Source organism: Myroides sp. C4067 (assembly GCF_038039665.1).
Taxonomy (GTDB): Bacteria; Bacteroidota; Bacteroidia; order Flavobacteriales; family Flavobacteriaceae; genus Flavobacterium; species Flavobacterium odoratimimum.
In genome coordinates, this window is the sequence record NZ_JBBPHJ010000003.1 from 179,816 (window position 1) to 199,422 (window position 19,607).

The 19,607-nt window shown below is 36.0% G+C and carries 15 protein-coding genes; 12 read left to right on the top strand and 3 right to left on the bottom strand.

From position 1 onward, the window contains the following. Window positions 1-461: 461 nt before the first annotated feature. From AABL87_RS03190 to AABL87_RS03205, 4 genes are all read left to right on the top strand, one after another. On the top strand, window positions 462-4,202 hold the full coding sequence (locus tag AABL87_RS03190; protein ID WP_071307635.1) for a lectin-like domain-containing protein: 3,741 nt from the start codon (window positions 462-464) through the stop codon (window positions 4,200-4,202). A gap of 35 nt (window positions 4,203-4,237) precedes the next feature. Beyond that, on the top strand, window positions 4,238-5,935 hold the full coding sequence (locus tag AABL87_RS03195; RefSeq protein WP_071307114.1) for a hypothetical protein: 1,698 nt from the start codon (window positions 4,238-4,240) through the stop codon (window positions 5,933-5,935). A 107-nt stretch (window positions 5,936-6,042) separates the two neighbouring features. After that, a complete protein-coding gene (locus AABL87_RS03200; protein ID WP_083387839.1) occupies window positions 6,043-6,660 on the top strand; it encodes a hypothetical protein in 618 nt (205 codons plus the stop codon). Window positions 6,661-6,677: 17 nt separating this feature from the next. Next, the gene (locus tag AABL87_RS03205; RefSeq protein ID WP_341276930.1) at window positions 6,678-7,925 is read left to right on the top strand and encodes a gliding motility-associated C-terminal domain-containing protein; all 1,248 of its coding nucleotides are present in this window, start codon (window positions 6,678-6,680) and stop codon (window positions 7,923-7,925) included. Window positions 7,926-8,199: 274 nt separating this feature from the next. Here AABL87_RS03205 and AABL87_RS03210 read toward each other — a convergent pair whose 3' ends face one another. After that, a complete protein-coding gene (locus AABL87_RS03210; RefSeq protein WP_006257656.1) occupies window positions 8,200-8,562 on the bottom strand; it encodes a hypothetical protein in 363 nt (120 codons plus the stop codon). A gap of 81 nt (window positions 8,563-8,643) precedes the next feature. Between AABL87_RS03210 and AABL87_RS03215 the strand changes: the two genes are divergently transcribed. Next, window positions 8,644-9,123 carry a GNAT family N-acetyltransferase gene (locus tag AABL87_RS03215; protein ID WP_006257655.1) on the top strand — a complete coding sequence of 160 codons (480 nt, stop codon included), beginning with the start codon at window positions 8,644-8,646 and terminating at the stop codon, window positions 9,121-9,123. Between the two features lie 3 nt (window positions 9,124-9,126). Here AABL87_RS03215 and AABL87_RS03220 read toward each other — a convergent pair whose 3' ends face one another. Together AABL87_RS03220 and AABL87_RS03225 are read right to left on the bottom strand one after the other, a co-directional pair. Next, window positions 9,127-10,353 carry an MDR family MFS transporter gene (locus AABL87_RS03220; RefSeq protein WP_006262609.1) on the bottom strand — a complete coding sequence of 409 codons (1,227 nt, stop codon included), beginning with the start codon at window positions 10,351-10,353 and terminating at the stop codon, window positions 9,127-9,129. A gap of 22 nt (window positions 10,354-10,375) precedes the next feature. Continuing rightward, window positions 10,376-11,008: a thymidine kinase gene (locus AABL87_RS03225; protein WP_006257652.1), complete on the bottom strand. Its 633-nt coding sequence runs from the start codon at window positions 11,006-11,008 to the stop codon at window positions 10,376-10,378. Window positions 11,009-11,110: 102 nt separating this feature from the next. On the opposite strand from AABL87_RS03225, the gene AABL87_RS03230 reads away from it, so the two are divergent. The 7 genes from AABL87_RS03230 (at window position 11,111) to AABL87_RS03260 (ending at window position 19,575) form a co-directional block, all read left to right on the top strand. Then, entirely contained in the window at window positions 11,111-12,511 is a 1,401-nt protein-coding gene (locus AABL87_RS03230; protein WP_071307116.1) for a hypothetical protein, read from the top strand. 2 nt (window positions 12,512-12,513) lie between these two features. Then, complete coding sequence (gene rsmI / locus AABL87_RS03235) at window positions 12,514-13,188, top strand: 16S rRNA (cytidine(1402)-2'-O)-methyltransferase (RefSeq protein WP_006262611.1); 675 nt, start codon at window positions 12,514-12,516, stop codon at window positions 13,186-13,188. 780 nt (window positions 13,189-13,968) lie between these two features. Beyond that, window positions 13,969-14,391, top strand: coding sequence for an OsmC family protein (locus tag AABL87_RS03240; RefSeq protein WP_071307117.1), 423 nt, complete (start codon window positions 13,969-13,971; stop codon window positions 14,389-14,391). 3 nt (window positions 14,392-14,394) lie between these two features. Beyond that, entirely contained in the window at window positions 14,395-16,098 is a 1,704-nt protein-coding gene (gene recJ / locus AABL87_RS03245) for a single-stranded-DNA-specific exonuclease RecJ (protein ID WP_341276931.1), read from the top strand. A gap of 62 nt (window positions 16,099-16,160) precedes the next feature. After that, window positions 16,161-17,150, top strand: coding sequence for an aspartate-semialdehyde dehydrogenase (locus AABL87_RS03250; RefSeq protein ID WP_006257647.1), 990 nt, complete (start codon window positions 16,161-16,163; stop codon window positions 17,148-17,150). Window positions 17,151-17,345: 195 nt separating this feature from the next. Next, entirely contained in the window at window positions 17,346-18,005 is a 660-nt protein-coding gene (locus AABL87_RS03255) for a response regulator (protein WP_006262614.1), read from the top strand. 151 nt (window positions 18,006-18,156) lie between these two features. Next, window positions 18,157-19,575, top strand: a complete 1,419-nt coding sequence (locus AABL87_RS03260; RefSeq protein ID WP_341276932.1) for an MBL fold metallo-hydrolase — start codon at window positions 18,157-18,159, stop codon at window positions 19,573-19,575. Window positions 19,576-19,607 lie beyond the last annotated feature (32 nt).

Here is a 19,607-nt window from a genome sequence, read left to right on the forward strand (position 1 = left end):
TGTTTTGAGTAAATTTGCACAAAAATAGAGTGTTTTTTATAATCTGTAATAAGCATTATTACAGATAGTTATCGGTTGTTGAAGAAAGTAATATATCACAATAGGTGATTTTTTTTCACAAAAAAACAATTATGGCTTAATATTTGTTTTTAACTATAGTGACGGTTAGTAATATTTGTTTTTTATATTATTAATTTAAGATTTAAGTAATTGATTTGAGAATATATTCTCAAATAAAAAGAGTAGAAAAGGAAAAAGAATAATAGTATCATAAAAACAACAACTATTTCTCAGTTGTAAATCACAATCAAGTTTAATGGGATTTTAAACACTTTGTAAAAGGTGTGGACTTCTATTTTCTAAATATCTGATGTCATGTAGAATATCAGCAAGGGAATCTTTGTCTAAAAAAATAGTGTTTTGTTTATTATGTTATTGTAAATGTGATTGTTATTGGTAATATGTTAGAGAAGTATAGATATGTTTTAGCGTTTGTACTATGTGTTTTATTAGGGCAGCTATCTCCTTTATATGCACAGTTTACAATACAAGAAAGTTTTACTCATCAAACAGTGAATAGCAAAGTAGTATTAGGGGATCATGCTATACTAACAGCTTCACAAGGGTTAGATCGTTCTGGAGAAGGATGGCTAAGACTTACTTCTGATGGAATGAATCAGAAGGGGTATGCTATTATAGAAGAGAGTTTTCCTTCTGATAGAGGAGTATTGATTGATTTTGAATATAAATCATGGCGTAGAAGAGACGGAAATACAAAAGGTGGAGCAGATGGTATCTCTGTATTTCTATACGATGGGAGTATTCCTAAGGGAAAATTTAGATTAGGTAGTTATGGAGGTTCATTAGGGTATGGGTCTGGCAATAATACATATGGTGTAACGGGGGGATATATAGCTGTAGGACTTGATGAGTATGGTAATTTTACTCATGAAGCTGTTGGAAGACCAAATACGAATGGCTCGTTTGCCCAAAGTGTTGTATTAAGAGGAAAGGTTACAAATGACCTCAGAACAACAGCTAGATATCTGACACATATAAAGAAACCGGGAGGTAAAAATATAGATAATTCTGAATTTATATACTCTAGACCTGATGACTATAACTTTTATAGAAGAGTACAGATCGAGATGAAACCTATCTTAGAAGAAGATAGAAGCAAGAAGAAACCCGATGGAAGTTACGCTCTTAAAAAGAAATTCCATATCAAAGTACGCTTACAGTCAGAACATAAAGGGGGATTTGTAGAAGTATTAGACTATAAATATGATGAGTTGCCTTACGAAACACTGAAGATTGGTTTTGCAGCTTCTACAGGGGCAGCTGTTAATATTCATGAGATAAGAGATTTAAATGTCACAACTCCTGAAGGATTAATGATTAACAAATCTGTCAATTTATTAGAAGCTAAGAAAGGAGATAAGTTAAGTTACACTCTAGAGATGTCTAACCATTCATCTGATTTGTATAAAGACTTCAAACTAAATGATTATTTATCCACGATAAAAGAATTCTTTAGAGTAGATGAGATCTTCTTTGATAATAGAGGTAATTATAAAAACACCTTGACACCTCCTTCTAATATTCCTAGTATATATAGTGCGAAGAGTATTGAGAATTGGAAAGTGAACCTAGACGCTCACTCTTCATCTAGAGTCATTATTAATGGAACAGTGATAGGCTACCCTGGTTTAGGAGTGTTATCTAATGAAGCTTATCTAGATGTAAGTAATCTAAAATTACCGTATGTAGATCCTACGAAGATTCGTTCTATAGCACATACGAATATTGTAGGCAAACCACATCCTAAGCCTTCTATCTCATCAGATGTAAGCGTAATATGTGAAGGAGACGAAGCGATATTAATTGCTAAAAAGCCATTGACTACTATTGGTACTGTAGAGTCTTACCGCTGGTTTAAAGACGGTAATTTATTTAAGGTACGCGAAGTAGGAGATGACTTAGAAGATAGAATAATCGAGGAGTTATTGCCTATAGAGAGCATTAGAGTTACAGAGCCAGGAGAATACAGTGTAGTATATGTTATCAATGGTGTGAGCTCAGAAGAATCTGCTATAGTGAAGATTAATGTAAATCCTATACCTAAGCTAAAACTGAAGAATAATTCTGATGTTCTAAGCTATACTTTGAATGTAGGAGATTCTTTTGTATTGCCAATTATGATAACTGATAATGCTAGAGATGTAATCACTTGGTACGACACAAATGGAGAAGAGATTATAGATAGAACGAGTCCTAAGGTATTTAACCAAGCAGGAGTATATAACTATACGGTAGTTGCTGAGAATGCTAATGGATGTTCGGATATCAAGAATATTCAAGTCAATGTATTTAATAACGAAGACTGTCCACCGACTTACGAGAGATACTGGGCAACAGATTATACAGCGTGGTATTCTGCTCTGACAGGAGGAGTATCTAATAAGAGTAATGCTATTGATGGACGACCAGATACTTATTCTACAATCACAGTAGGACTAGGACTATTAGGATTAGGTACTACATGGCAGAATATTTACTTCAAAGAAGACCAAGCCGCAGGAACTCCTGTGACAGTGAAGTTAGGTAAAGAATACAGTGGTTTAGTTGCCCTAGGCGGTATTACAGTAGTAGGACTTGATGCAAATGGGAAAAAGATAGGAACGTTACAAGGAGTAGATGGAGGACTAGTAGATCTATTAGCAGCAGATAATGTGTTGGAGTATACATTCGTACCATCGAATAAGAAAGGGCCGCAGAAATATAGAGGAGTACAAGTTGTCTTAGGATCTACAGTAGGTGTAGCTCAGAACGCTAAGGTGTATGGAGCTTATGTGACTAAGACTGTTGATAACCCTAGTTGTGCAGCTGTATTACCTAATATTAATCCCAATGTACTAGACGTACTCCATGGAGTAGAAGATATAGGACTAGGGGTAGCGAGTGCCACAGCCTCTGTTAGCCATCCTTGGAATGCAGTGGATGATGATCCTAACAGTTATGCAGTAATAGCAAGAGGGGTAGCAGTAGCGAATATGGCAAGTCTAACCGTAGTGTTTAAACAAACTGCTTTACCAGGAGATGAGTTGCATATTACAGCAGAAAATAAGAACCCAGGAGTGCTAAGTTTAGAATTAGTCAAAGGGTTTAAGATTCAACGCTATTTAGGAGATAAGAAAGTGGGCGAACCACTTACAGAATCTAATGGAGCACTTCGCTTGAGATTATTAGGGATAGGAGGTAGAGATAGATACAGAATTATAGTAGCTCCTTCTACAGAACCTTTTGATAGAGTGAAGATATCGTATGGCTCAGTTGTAGGAGTATTAGGAGATTTTACTCATATCTATAATGTAGATCTAGTCCCTAGAGTAGAAGTAGGTATGGAGATAAAGACTGATCAGTACGGTTATGAACTTGAACAAGTTCTTCAGTTATGTGAAGGAGAACCGTTGAGGATACAACCACAGAATAGTCACTGTACGAGTTATGAAGTGTACACTTCTGAGAAAGGAACGACTAGACTACCTGCTTTAGAAGATATGTTTACGATAGACTTGTCTAAGAACTATAAAGCAGGTGATGAGTTTACAGTATATGTACAGGCTGTTCGAAATGGCTGTACCATTGGCTCTAGAACTCCGATTAAGATTAAGATAAACAGTCTGCCTTCTGTAGAACGTGTAATCGCTAAGGATCACAAAGGAAAACAGACTACGGTAGTAGATCAAGTAATGATTAAAGGAGGGCAGTCATTACAACTTAGCTCTATAGTGTCAGGAGAGATACAGCGATATGACTGGGAATATTTATTAGATACAGAGAATGAGTGGAAGGCGTTTCCTTTCGCTACTGTAGATAATCCAGAAGTAGAGGTTAGATCAACAATATTAGAAAGAGATAAGGATAACAAGGTAATATTTGATCAGAACGATAGGCCTATTATTAAACAGCAGGGAGGAGTATTTATTACCAAACATGGAACAGGTGTGTTAATAATAGCCTTTCCTAAAGATGCCAAAGTTAATGGAGAGAACTGGCACAATAAAAAAGGAAAAGTGAGATTAACCATAACTAATTTGACGGGGTGTAGTACATCTGTAATCTATGATCTTACTTTTCTTAGAGGATTTAGAGAAGGAATATTCTCTAACCCGATGTTACCAAGTAAAAAGACAAAATAACAAAACAATACAGATATTAAATAGAATTTATAATCATGAAGAAAATTATCATTTTAGCCGCTTTCTTAGGAACGTTTTATACAGCATCAGCACAGGTAGGTATTGGTACACCAGATCCTGAAACATCAGCTGAACTTGAAATTCTTTCTAGCCACAGAGGGGTATTGATTCCACGTGTAAGTTTATCAGACTTAAATGTTTTTGCACCGATAGATGGAACTCAAGTAGAGAGTTTATTGATTTATAACCTTAATGAAGATACTTCTAAAGAGATATTAAAAGGATTCTATTACTGGACAACAGAAGATGGAGGACAGTGGAATAGAATAGTGAGCAAAGCGGAACTAACTACAGTTATCAATGGATTAGATAATAATGTGACAAAATTAGAAGGTGACGTTAAGAACATCCAGAATGTAATCAACTATATCGTACCTACTAATCCTGACAATAAAGATGCTGCTAAAGAAGGGCATTCTACTATTGTGTTTGATCCAGTGAAGAATGAGTTTAAATATGTGGTTTATAACACAGTTGATAATAAGTATGAGACAGCGAATGTAGACTTTGAAGATCTAGTATTAAAAGAAGAGACTAAAACATTCTTCCGTGAAGTAGCAGTATCTGATACTGATAAGACAAAGAAATTCCTTTTCTTCTCAGAGACGACGATTCAGAATTGGTTAGCTCAGAAAGGAAATGAAGGAAAGACTGAGATCGATGTGCCTAATGACGCAGATGGAGTAGTTACAATAGATGTAGTAGGAGAGATCGCTTCTAATGTATCGAACTTTTTTAATAGTAAAACGACTGTCCTAAAAGAAGGAAGTACTAGCGAGCACTATACTATAGAAGAGTTAATCAAGAATATCTCTACGAAGGTAGATGGTAATGTTATTTATAAGAATACAGGAGATAGTACGAATGCTAATTGGGAGTTCCAATTTTATAACAATGGCAAGTATGAGACTATTAACCTTAAAGATTTAGTAGCAGATACAGAGACGACTACAGTAGTAGTACCAGTAGTGAAAAATGGAAAGACTGTAGGGTATAAATATTTCAATGAAGAAGCTGTAAAGGCATTCTTGGCTAGTAATGAAGGTAAGACTGTTGCTGATATTACCGGAGATACTACAGGAGGTACAGAAGTAAATGTAGTAGGTGATATCGTAAATAACTTTAGTGATATTCTAAACCAAGAGGTAAAAGAGGGTGATGTTACTTATAAGGTAGGGGATCTAATCTCTAAGTTTATTAATAAAGGGGGGAATGTGTACTACGGAAAGATAGCAGACGATAAAGAAGAAGTGTTCTATACGATTGAAGATAACGGAGCGAAGAAAGAAATCAGCTTTGACTTTATCACGAACTATATTACGAATAATGTGGATAAGATCAAGAATATCTTAGGTGATCATATCGATGTTCATAATAGTAAAGTAATCTTCACTGGGAATACGATTAATAATAAGAAGGTATATAAGTTCATAGGGACTACTAATATCGCTAAAGCTAACTCCGCTAGAACATCAGGTGTGGCTATTCCTGCAGGTGCTACAGTAGGGGCAGTAGTAAGCATCCAAGTATTACAAGGAGAAATGTTGAAGACTACAGCTACTACGGATATTAAAGTGAGTGGTAGTACCTTAAACTTTAATATCGGATCTGGTAACCAGTATATCATGATTGGAGAAGGGAACTATAATGTAATTGTAGAGTTTACAGAATAGTTATATACAATATAGACAAGCAAACAAACAATAATCAAACAACTCACACCACACTGTGCGAGTCTTGTATTGAGACTCGCACTTTTTTTTCAATTACTTAAAGATAAATGATGAAGCAATTATATTTCGCAATGCTTGCTGTGCTATTCAGCGCTCTAAGTTTTGCACAAACTAAGATTGGTACATCGCCAGATATAAATAAGGATGCCATGCTAGAAGTAGAGTCTGCTGATAAGGGGTTATTACTACCTAGAGTAGAGCTTACATCCACTACACTAGCGAATCCTTTAAGTGCTCACGTAGCAGGTATGACAGTGTATAATACGAAGGCAGTTAATGATGTAGTCGTGGGGTTCTATTATAATGATGGAACGAAATGGCAACAAATGGTAACCAAAGATTATAAGGCAGTGAAGTTCTTCTATATGCCTTCTATTGTATTTGATACTTCAGAAGACAGAATAGGACAAACGATAAACTTATTTGAAGAATATAAGAAGCAATTCTCTTTACAGAACAGTAATCACTTTGTCAGTGAAGGAGCTCCTACTACAGGTATCCCTTATTTTGAGAAGCCGACAGACTTATACTATTATGTGACGAGTTATGATACAGATGTGTTTACGATAAAGTCAATATCTAAAGAAGGTGTGATGACTTATGATGTAAAGGCAGCAGCTACAGACTGTACGATTATGAATATCATATTCGTAGTGAAAGACTAATACTAGCGATAGAAGAAATGAAGATATATTTGAGATTATTACTGTGTATGGTGATGCTACCGACTATAATTTATAGTCAGGCAGTGAATAAAGGTATGTTTTATATTAAACCGGGTTCTATGGTCTCTGTATATTATACGCTGGAGAACCAAGGAGAAGGAGATTTTAGAAATAACGGTGAACTTTACTTACATCGTGACCTTGTTAATAACGGTAAAATATTTGACTATAAAGGAAATATTCCTCAGGGGAAGACCTTTCTTATCGGAACTGCGAAACAAACTATAGAAGGACAGGCAGGAACTCATTTTAATACTTTGATTCTAAATAACCCTATAAAGGAAAGAGCTTTTGATATCAAGACATCTGTGAGTATTGCGGGTGCAGTTGAGTTCACTCAGGGTATTGCTAAGGTAGATTCTCTTCAAGGAGCTTTTACCTTCTTAAATAAATCTAAGGTTCTTCATGTCAGTGATGCCTCTCATATCGAGGGAGAAGTAGAGAAAGAAGGAAATGAGGAGTTCACCTATCCTAAAGGAGATAAAGGATTCTATAGACAAGCAATAATATCTGCTCCTAAGCATCAGAAAGATATCTTCGTGGGAAAATATAGCTTAGACGATAAGCAGTTCTTCAAAGTCCGTAAGGCAGGTTCTGGGATAGTTGATAAGATTAATACGAGAGAGTATTGGCTGATAGAACATTCACAGACCACAGCGAGTAATATTGTGCTTACGCTGACTTGGGATGAGCGTACCACCCCTAAAGAGATTTATGAGCATGCAACTGATAATTTGCATATTTTGAGATGGGATGCCATAGAGCAGTTATGGGTAGATGAAGGGGGGATAGTAGACTTAGAGAATAAGACTGTGACTACACCTACGTCATTAGAGAAGTACGGCTTCTTTACACTAGGGACAGTGAGAACTGATAAAATGCTGAAGGGAGATGTAGTGATCTATAACTTCGTCAGTGCGAATGGTGATGGAGATAATGATTACTTCAGAATAGACAATATCCAACGATATCCAAATAACCGTGTCGAAATATTTAATAGATGGGGGGTCAAGGTATACGAGACTGCAAATTATAATAGTAATGGTAACGTGTTTAGAGGCTATTCTGATGGTCGAGTGACGATAAAGAAGAATGAACTATTGCCGACAGGTACCTATTTCTATATTGTCTCTTATGAGTATAAAGATGATAGAGGATCTAGTATGATTAAGAAAACGGGATACCTCCACTTAGAAATAAACTAATTCAATGAATAGAAATATTGTTGAGATTTTTTATATTACCTTACCGTAGTTAGAGAGAGCTAAGACATTGTGTTTTGGCTCTTTTTTTTGTTGTAGAATACAGAAGAATGCGATAATGTAGTAAAACAAATAATATCAGAAAGGATACTGTATGTTAAATATTTGATTATTATACTAAATTGTTAAGAAAAAGTATCTTTTTAATCTATGTGCCTAAGCTTATCTTTGTATAGTATATAATAGAAATGTGGTCGTTATATAAGAATAAAGAACACTATACTATAGGAGGAGGATCTACTAAGGGTATATATGGTGTTGAATGGATGACATGTTTATAATAGAAGGGACTGTAGTGATAAGTAACTTTTTGTTTTGTATAGACTGCTAATTCTAATTGATTAATAAAGAAAGTTTCGCAGGCTATTGTAGTTACTTTATGTGTATCAGTATCCTTCGTATCAGGATTAGATGAGTGTGATGTGTTTTTATACACAGTGTACACATACATATTAGCAGTAGGACAGTACATTAATTTTTTGTCACAAGTCTGCTCCACAGCGAAGTTTATCTTCTCTGCGCCGAATAAGGCAAAAATGATAATGAGTAGCCAGGCTATATGTCTGTTATAAAGATTCATCTGGTCACAAATATATTTGTTTCTAGATTACTTTATAGAACAGTTGTTAAATAAGAAAGGTTTTTTAACATATTTTGAATAATGAAAGAGAAAGTTTTATTTTTTGAAGTCTTAACACAAGAGGAGGCAGTAGAAATAGCTTATAATTGGAAGTATGAAGGAATATTGAGCTTTTATAATATGACCTCAGATTTAGAGGACTTACACGATTTTTTAGACGAGAATGTAAGAGGACAGAATACCTTCAGTGTACGTACTCCACGAGAGAAGGATATTATAGCCTACTTCTATTATGACTTAGTAGATCATAATACAGCAGAAGTCATATTAGGTATCAACCCAATCCACCTTCATAAAGGATATGGAAGGGAGATTATACAGTATGCAGAAGAAGCTCTACACAAGCGAAAAGCTGTGGAGAAAATAACTGTTGCTGTAGCGAAGTTTAATACTTTAGGAGTTGACTTCTATCAAAACCTTGGATACGCTAGCGTAGGTAAATTTGAGAATTATACTAATGGTGGGCTGTATACATTCTTAAAAATGGAGAAGAAACTATAATGTTTATTCTTCTGCCATTTTTTTGACAGAATAGTTTAGCCCTAGAGCAGCTATGATTACTAATGCAGCTGTACCTAACCATAAGACATCATATCCTAGTGTAGAAGCTACCTTTGTCCCTAGGATAGGTGAAATAATAAATCCGATAGCGAAGGTCAACCCATTCACGCCCATATAAGCACCTTTATTCTTACTACCAGCACGCATCGCTGTCACCGTAGAGGTAAATGGCATTGCTAGCATCTCAGAGACACATAAGATCGTCATAGATATATAGATAGAGATATAACTGTGGTCAAAAGCTAACATTCCGTATCCTAAGGCACTAATCATAACCCCGTAGAAGATAGTCTGTCTGATCGTAAAGAATTTTTCTGCGACATGTACTAATAACATCTCTGTTAAGAAGATAAGTAGACCACTGTACCCTAAGATAAGCCCTATTTCTACTTCATCCAGCCCTACAGCTTTCTCATAGAATATAGGTAGTGTACTTAATAGTTGTAAGAAGGCAATAGAGTATAAAGTACAGAATACACTGTATATTAAGAACATCTTATCCTTATATGGAGATTTATTAGAGACATCTTCTATCTCATTCAGCTCAGTGATATCTTCCTGTTCTAATAATAATTCTTTGTTCGTCTTTCTATTTCTAAAGAAGTAGATGAATACGACAGCTGCTAGAAACGCCGCAGTAGCATTCACGTAGAATAATAGCGCATACGATATCGCAGCTAGAATACCTCCCATAGCAGGCCCTATAGAGAACCCTAAGTTCACTGCCATTCTATTTAGAGAGAAGGCACGGGTGATATTCTCAGGTTTAGCATACATGGTGATGGCTACAGAGTTCGCCGGTCTAAACATTTCACTGACTGCACTCTGTAATAACATCATCAGTGCTAGACTGACTACAGACGTGAAGTGTGGTAACATGATAAATACTGGAATACTACCTATTAAGCTCAAGTACTGTACTTTATAGTTACCTATCTTATCAGTTACCCATCCGCCTACTGTAGTTCCTATAATAGAACCTACCCCAAAACAAGCTAATACATACCCCGTCTGTTCTTGACTAAAGTGAAGTTCTTTCGTCATATATACACCTAAGAATGGTAATACCATGGACCCCGATCTATTGATTAACATTACAATTGCTAGCATCCACGATGCTGATGATAGACCTTTGTAAGAGTCGATATAGATTTGAGCTATTTTTTTCATAGGTGTGGTAGTCGTTAAAGTATTATTCTATTTGTTCTGGTGGTATTGTATTTTGTTTTTCTGATTTTGATATATCTACACCTCTCAGTGCATTGAAAAAAGCTGCTCTACTCAGCGGCTCGTATTCTTGTGTTTCTCCTAGCATGACGATATCCTCACTAGCTGCCTTTCTGAAACTATAATTAGCTAGATTTCCTGATCTAGTACAGATAGCATGTACCTTAGTTACATACTCTGCAGTAGCCATTAAGTAAGGCATTGGTCCAAAGGGATTTCCTTTAAAGTCCATATCTAGCCCCGCTACGATCACTCTGATACCCGAGTTCGCAAGGTCATTACATACTCTGACAATTTCTTCATCGAAGAATTGGGCTTCATCTATTCCTACCACATCACATCCATCAGCTAATAATCTGATATGTGCTGCAGAGGGTACAGGCGTAGACCTAATCTCATTAGAATCATGAGATACGACGAATTCATCGTGATATCTTGTATCGATAGCAGGTTTAAAAATTTCGACTTTTTGTTTGGCAAATTTGGCTCTTTTCAGTCTGCGAATCAGTTCTTCAGTCTTACCAGAGAACATAGAACCACAGATAACTTCGATCCAACCAAATTGTTCTTTGTTATTAACGGGATTTTCGAGAAACATTTTGTAAATTTCAAGCTGAAACCAGCGGTTTTTTCTGTTATTTTTGTATGGAGCAAATTTATCAAAAAAAGCTCGTCAATTTACTAATGCAAAATAAAAGTTATGAAGAAAGTCTTAGAAGGAGAGTTGTTAAGTCTGGCTCATCGTGTATTACAATTGAAAGACAAGGAAGTAGATAGTTTATATAGAGAAGCTAAAGAATTATATGAGAAGCTTACCATCTTAAAATTCTATCAAGATCATTTTGAAGCAGGATTAATCAAAGAAGTTTCTCCTGAGCAATTGGACGATGCGCTAAAAGCCATGGCGATTAATGATTCGAATTCAAATACTGTAGATGAGGTAGTACGTCACCAGATGCCTATAGATCTAGTGGAAGAAGAATACCCTATCGTTGCAGAAACTGAAAAAGAGGCAATTAATACTATAGATGATAGCCTTCTTGCGGATAAAGTGAATAAAATAGCACCTGAAGTGGTAGAAGAACCTTCTATTATTCAGAAAGCTGTAGTCTATGACGAACCATTTATTACAGAGGTGTATATAGATGATAGTGCTAATGAAGCGGATGATGCTCAACTTCACCATTATTTAGATCAACATGAGGCTATGCTAAAACAGCTAGATGAACGTGAGGTAATCGCTAATATCGAAGTAGAAAATCCTGTGGTAGAAGAAGAGGTAGTAGCGCATATCACTGCTGAAATACCTGTAGTAGAGCAAGAAGTAAAAGAAGAGGAAGAAGACGAAAATGATGATATCGAAGTAACTACTTTCTATGAAGAAGAAGTTGTGGTAAAGGAAGAAGTGATAGAAACACCAATACCATCTATTGTAGAAGCTGTTAAAGAGGAGAGCATTGAGGAGGCATTAGTAAATATAAACGAACAGTTCGCTCCTGCTAAACTAGAAGAAACAATAGAGGAAACTACGATTACTTCTACCTATAAGGTAGAAGAAGAAGTAAAAACAGTAACAGAGAATAAACCAAATACGGATGATCCTTTCTTTGGATTCGACTTCAGTGATGTAGAGTTTGTGAGAGTAGAAGATGTGGATAAACAAGAGGTACAGAAGTTCAATACAGAGTTTGTACCTAAAGAACCTGTTGTAGAAGCTAGCTTTACACAACCAGAACCTATCGCTCCTGTAGAACAACACATCGAGCCAACTGTAGAAACTCCTGTGCCACAGAACACATTATTTAATGTAGAGCACACTTCTGTACGCGAACCAAAGATCAATAAACCAAAGTCTATTAATGATATTTATAGCTCTACTATCGTAGTAGGCTTGAATGACCGTATCGCTTTCGAAAGACATTTGTTTAACGGAAGTGCAGAAGATTTTAATAGAGTATTATCACAGTTAAATACAGTGAGCTCTTTTGATGAGGCAAATAGCTTAATAGACCATTTAGTAAAACCAGAATACAATAACTGGGAAGGAAAAGAAGAATACGAAGAACGCTTTATGACGTTAGTAGAAAAACGTTTTATATAATTATGGGGAAACTTTACTTGGTACCTACACCAATTGGAAATTTAGAAGATATGACGTATCGCGCAATAAAAGTATTGCAAGAAGTAGATTATATCTTAGCAGAAGACACACGTAATAGTGGAAAACTATTAAAACATTTTGAAATCTCTACACCGATGTTTAGTCATCACATGCATAATGAGCATAAGACTGTAGAAGGATTAGTAAAGAGAATGCAAGCAGGAGAGACCTTTGCACTGATATCAGATGCAGGTACACCAGCTATCTCTGATCCAGGATTTTTATTGACACGTGCGTGTGTAGAGCAGGGTGTAGAAGTAGAGTGTCTACCAGGGGCTACAGCATTCGTACCTGCATTAGTGAATAGTGGTTTGCCGAATGATAAGTTTGTCTTTGAAGGGTTTTTACCTGACAAGAAAGGAAGACAGACGAGATATCTAATTCTAGCAGAAGAAACGAGAACGATGATCCTTTATGTATCTCCTCATAAGTTAGTAAAGACCTTAGGAGAATTTAAAGAATACTTCGGTGAAGATAGACAAGTATCTGTCTCTAGAGAATTGTCTAAATTACACGAAGAGACTGTAAGAGGTACAGTGGTAGAAGTGTTAGCGCACTTCGAAGCGAAGCCTCCTAAAGGAGAGATTGTAGTGATCGTAGCTGGAAAAAGTAAATAATAAATAACCACCTGCCTTAGCAGATAGGTTATTACAGTATAGAGAATTGCCCGTAGCAGATTGCTATGGGCAATTTTTTTGTTTAAAAACGAGTGATGTTTTTTGTGGTGAACTTAGTCTAATAGTTTAGTTTCTGATAAGAAAGAGCAACCTCTTCAATACCGCTACAAGATTTCTTCAACAGTTCTTCAAGAAAGAGGCTTCTAACTAGAGCAATCTTGGGGAAATGTTGAAGAAGTGTTGAAGAGAATGCTAGTAATGCTTGTATTCAGTGACTTGAGTAGTAATAGACGTTAGATTGTTTTATAATCTGATTATTTGTTAATGTATTGATTGTTAGGTTGATATTTGATTTTGTTCACAGTATGAGGTGTAAAAAAGTGAGCCTTTTTTTATGTTTTTTTGCTTTGATACGGTTTTGTAGTCAGTTTTTTGATTAAAAATTACCCATAAAAGACATTCTATTAAGCAAAATAGCTTCTTTTGAGGTAATAAAAGAGGATATTTAGTCAAAGAAAGTGTTTTAGACTAAAAAAAGGGATATGCATATAAAGGACTGTTTATAGCGTTGTACTTTATCTTGTTATGTACATATTGTCTTGTATGTAGTGAAGTGTAGTATAGAATTTATCTGTTTAGCGAATAATTTTGTTGTAAGGAGAAATAGTTAGGCTATATCAGATAGTGAGAGGAAGGTTGGGCATTAGATTCTCTTTTTGCGTCTTCATTAACTAGTGAACATTGATTTTTTTTTGATACATTTGATAAAAACAGAACATTATGTCACATAAAGTAACTACAAGTTGGATAGAAAACATGCAATTCGAATCAACTAATCCAAGTGGAGGAACGATTAGAATAGATGCAGGCCCTGAAAATGGAGGAGATAATAAAGGTCTAAGACCTAAAGTATTAATGCTATCTGCTCTAGCAGGATGTTCAGGATTAGACGTAGCATCACTGATTAAGAAAATGAGATTAGATGTTGCTGATTTTAAAATAGAAACAGAAGGACTACTTACAGAGACAGATCCCGCTACTTATCATACTGTGATGGTAGATTATCACTTCTATGGAGCTAATCTAGACGAGGCGAAGCTAAAAAAAGCAGTTGATTTATCGATCGAGAAGTATTGTGGAGTAATGGATATGTTTAAAGAATTTGCAGAAGTTAAAACCAATATTCATTATCATAAAGAGTAATTAATGCGCTGGTATTTAAAACAAGATCCAGATGAAAAAATAGTTGCTCATTTACAAGAAGTTTTAGGTGTAAGTCCTATAGTAGGGAGGTTATTAGCACAGCGTGGGATAGAGACCTTCGAAGCTGCTAAGAAATTCTTTAGACCTTCTTTAGAAGATTTGCACGACCCCTTTCTGATGGCAGATATGACAGAGGCTGTCCATCGCATTCTAAACGCGATTAAGAATCGAGAATCTATCTTGGTTTTCGGTGATTACGATGTGGATGGAACTACGTCTGTCGCCTTAATGTATTCCTATTTAAAGAGCCTAGGTGCTCAGGTAGATACGTATATTCCAGATCGATATAATGAAGGATATGGTATATCGTATCAAGGGATAGATTATGCTATAACGCAAGGTATCCATCTAATCATAGCTCTAGACTGTGGTATAAAGTCTATAGAGCACATACAGTATGCTAAAGAGAAAGGTGTTGATTTTATAATATGTGATCATCACTTACCTGGAGAGATTATTCCTGATGCAGTAGCCGTGTTAGATCCTAAACGCGTAGACTGCCTATATCCCTATAAGGAGTTATGTGGATGTGGTGTAGGATTTAAGTTGATTCAGGCATTAAATACGATTCAGGGACTTCCTTTCGCCTCTATAGAACACTATCTAGATCTAGTAGCTACTGCTATCGCAGCAGATGTAGTGCCGATCACAGGAGAGAATAGAGTATTGGCGTACTATGGACTAAAGGTGATTAATGAAAGCCCACGTCCTGGTATAAAAGCACTGATGAAGTTATATGACTTAGCTATATATACGATGACAGATATTGTGTTTAAGTTAGCCCCTAAAATCAATGCGGCTGGAAGAATAGAACACGGTAACTTTACTGTAGATCTATTGACAGAAGCTACTGAAGAAGGAGCAAATATGACTGTCGAGAAAATCGTAAATATCAATGAAGAGCGCAAGTCGCTAGATCAAGGAATCACGGAAGAAGCGCTTAAACAGATCATCGATCAAAAATTAATTAACTCAAAGAGTACCGTAGTGTATAGCCCATCTTGGCATAAGGGGGTGATCGGTATCGTGGCTTCTCGTCTTATCGATACGTATTATAGACCGACTATTGTATTTACAGATAGTGGGGATTACCTAGCTGCATCAGCGCGCTCTGTTAAGAACTTTGATATCTATCAGGCTCTTGAGAAGTGCTCTGAACATCTTATTCAGTTCGGGGGGCATATGTATGCTGCTGGGTTGACAATAAAGAAAGAGAATCTAGAAGCTTTTAGACAAAAGTTTGAAGAAGTAGTGTCTAACACGATTCAGGAGACAGACCTTATACCCGAAATCGAGATCGATGCTAAGATACAGTTCTCAGAGATAACAGATAAGTTTCTACGTATCTTAAAACAGTTTGAACCCTTTGGTCCTGGTAATCCTAGCCCTAGTTTCTTGACAAAAGAGGTCTTCGATACAGGATATGCAAAATTAGCAGGAGCAAGAGGAGAACACCTAAAGGTGAGTTTTAAGCAGCGAAGAAATCCTGGATATAAGTTTAGTGCTATAGGTTTTAACCTAGGAGCTCAGTACGAGAATGTGAAGGATAAGCAGCACGTAGACATCATTTATTCTATCGAGGAGAACAATTGGAGAAATAAAACTTCTATTCAATTGCAAATAAAAGACCTACAGTTGTCTTGGTAATTGAATAAAGTGTTATTTTTATCCTTGATTAAAACTATTTATCAATCCTAATTTTATAAAAAATGAAAATCGCAGTAGTAGGCGCTACCGGTATGGTAGGTGAAATCATGCTAAAAGTATTAGCGGAGAGAAATTTTCCTGTAACAGAATTAATTCCTGTGGCTTCTGAGAAGTCTGTAGGTAAGGAAGTGGAATTTAAGGGTAAGAAGTATACCATAAAGTCCATGGAAGAAGCTGTTATGATGAAGCCGGATATTGCTTTATTTTCAGCAGGAGGAAGTATTTCTCTAGAGTGTGCACCGAAGTTCGCTGAGGTAGGTACTACAGTAATTGATAATTCTTCGGCATGGAGAATGGATCCAACGAAGAAGTTAATCGTACCAGAGATTAATGCTGATTCTTTGACTAAAGAAGATAAAATTATTGCTAACCCTAACTGTTCTACTATTCAGTTAGTGATGGCACTATCTCCTTTACACAAGCAATACGGGATTAAGAGAGTGGTAGTATCAACGTATCAGTCTATTACTGGTACAGGTGTGAAAGCTGTAAAACAGTTAGAGAATGAGTATAAGGATGTAAAAGGGGATATGGCTTATAATTATCCTATTCACCGCAACGCTATCCCTCACTGTGATGTGTTCGAAGATAATGGATACACTAAAGAGGAGATGAAGTTAGTCAAAGAAACGAAGAAGATTCTTAGAGATGATACTGTATTAGTAACGGCTACAGCTGTGCGTATCCCTGTAGTGGGAGGGCATAGTGAGACTGTGAATATAGAATTTGAAAAAGACTTTGATTTAGGAGATATTCGACAGATTCTTCACCAGACTCCTGGTATCACTGTACAAGATAATACAGATACAAATACATACCCAATGCCTCTATATGCAGAGGGGAAAGACGATGTGTTCGTAGGACGTATCAGAAGAGATGAGAGCCAAAAAAACACAGTGAATATGTGGATCGTAGCAGACAACCTTAGAAAAGGAGCTGCAACAAATACAGTACAGATTGCGGAGTACCTAGTGGCTAATAAGCTAGTATAATCTATTAAAATAAAGATATATAAAGCATCAAGTGTATTACTTGGTGCTTTTTTTGTATATTGAATCTTATCATTTTGTACTTTTATGTAGATTGTTGATATTTTGTGTATAAAAAGTTGTAACTTATCACAAATAAGTATTTTTATACTAGTTTAATGTTTAAATTTGTAGTATGATTCTCAAAACTCGATTATTATGTGCAGAATACTGTTAGTAGATGACCATCCTCTTATCGTAGAAGGATATGTATTGGCTCTCTCTAAAGATAAATTAGGACTCGGAGAGGTTGTCTTTGAAAAGTCATTTGACTGTTTGACTGCTAAAGAAACAATAGATGCTGCCGTTGAACGAGGTGATTTATTTGATCTTGCTATTGTTGACTTTTCTTTACCAAGTAAGGAAGGAGCACTACTAAGAGATGGAGGAGATATAGTAGCCTATATAAAGAAAGAAATGCCTTACTGTAAGACCATCATCTTGACTGGTCATACAGAAGTGATAACGATCTATAATATCGTTAAAAACATTAGACCTGATGGGTTAGTAAGTAAGCATGAGATTACACCTGATAACTTATTAGATATCGTTAAACGCGTATTAACAGGCGATCGTTATCAGAGTGATATCGTGAAGCACTGCTTAAATGAAATAGTAAGAAAGGAAGTAATGTATGATGATTACAATAGAGAGATTCTAGTATTGTTATCTAAAGGATATAAATTACAAGAATTAGAAAATCATATTCCTCTCTCTAATCCTGCTATCAAAAAAAGATTAGCAAAGATGAAGCATGTATTCGAAGTGTCAGATACCGCTAATCTAATACAACTGGTACTAAAAGAAGGTTTCGTATAAGAAATAAAAAAGCACTCTGTATGGAGTGCTTTTTGTTTATTAAAGGGTATCGTTCTTTTATTTTTATCTGTAATTATTTGGATCTATGATATTTGTCATTTTTTTACTAAGTGATCAATAGTACTTTTAATCTCGAAAAAAAAAGTAAGATATGAAAATAGAACAGATATATACAGGCTGTATTGCACATGCTGCTTATTATGTAGAGAGTAATGGTGAGGCGGCTATATTTGACCCTCTTCGAGATGTAGAGCCTTATCTAGAAAGAGCTAAAAGTGATAATGCAGTAATTAAGTATGTATTCGAAACACACTTTCATGCAGACTTTGTGAGTGGACACCTTGATATTATGGAGAAGACAGGAGCTAAGATTGTCTTCGGACCTACTGCAGCTCCTAGTTATGAGGCTGTTATAGCAGAAGATAATCAAGTGTTTAAGCTTGGGAACATTCAGATAAAAGTATTGCATACTCCTGGACATACGATGGAGAGTAGTACTTATCTTATTATAGATGAAGAGGGTAAAGAGCATGCTATCATTAGTGGAGATACACTATTCATCGGAGATGTAGGTCGTCCTGACTTAGTACAATTAGTCAAATCTGAGATTACAGAAGAAATTTTGGCTAGGCATTTATTCCAATCACTTCGCAATAAAATCATGGTACTACCAGATGAGGTAATCGTGTATCCTAATCATGGTGCGGGGTCTGCCTGTGGTAAGAATATGAGTAAGGAAACTGTAGATACCTTAGGTAATCAGAAGAAGACTAACTATGCGCTACGTGCTGATATGACAGAAGATGAGTTCGTAGTAGAGTTATTAACAGGATTAGCAACGCCACCTCAGTATTTTCCTAAAAATGTGTTGATGAATATCACAGGGTATGAGCAACTAGATAGTATCTTAGATAGAGGTAAAACACCGATGAGTATAGAGGCTGTGAAGGAACAGATGAAGAAGAAAGAAGTGATTCTGTTAGATACACGTATGCCACAGGCGTTCTCAGAGGGCTTTGTACCTAGTAGTATTAATATCGGATTAAACGGTCAGTTCGCTGTTTGGGTAGGTGAGTTGATAAAAGATATAAAAGCACCTATTGTTTTAATCACGGAGCCAGGGAAAGAAGAGGAGAGTATGATTCGTCTATCACGTGTGGGGTATGATAATACGATAGGGTATCTAGAAGGCGGAATAGAAGCTTGGAAGAATGCAGGTGAGCCTATTCATACTATTACTCGTATAACGCCTCAGGAGATGGATAGGCTCTATCTAGAGGATAAAGGAGTACTATTAGACGTACGTAAGATAAATGAGTTTAGATCAGAGCATTTAGAAGATTCGGTGAGTCTTCCTCTGAATGAATTAGAAGATAAAATAGATGTGATGTCAAAAGAGAAGAAATATATCATCTACTGTGCTGGAGGGTATAGAAGTATGATGGCTGCATCGATATTATATAAGTATGGAATTACTAATCTAGTGGATGTGTTAGGGGGATACAACGCAATAAGTAAGGAGAGTACACTAGACCATACAGACTTTGTGTGTCCTACATCTATGTTATAACTGTAGTAACATTGTTCTCAATATCGGTTATA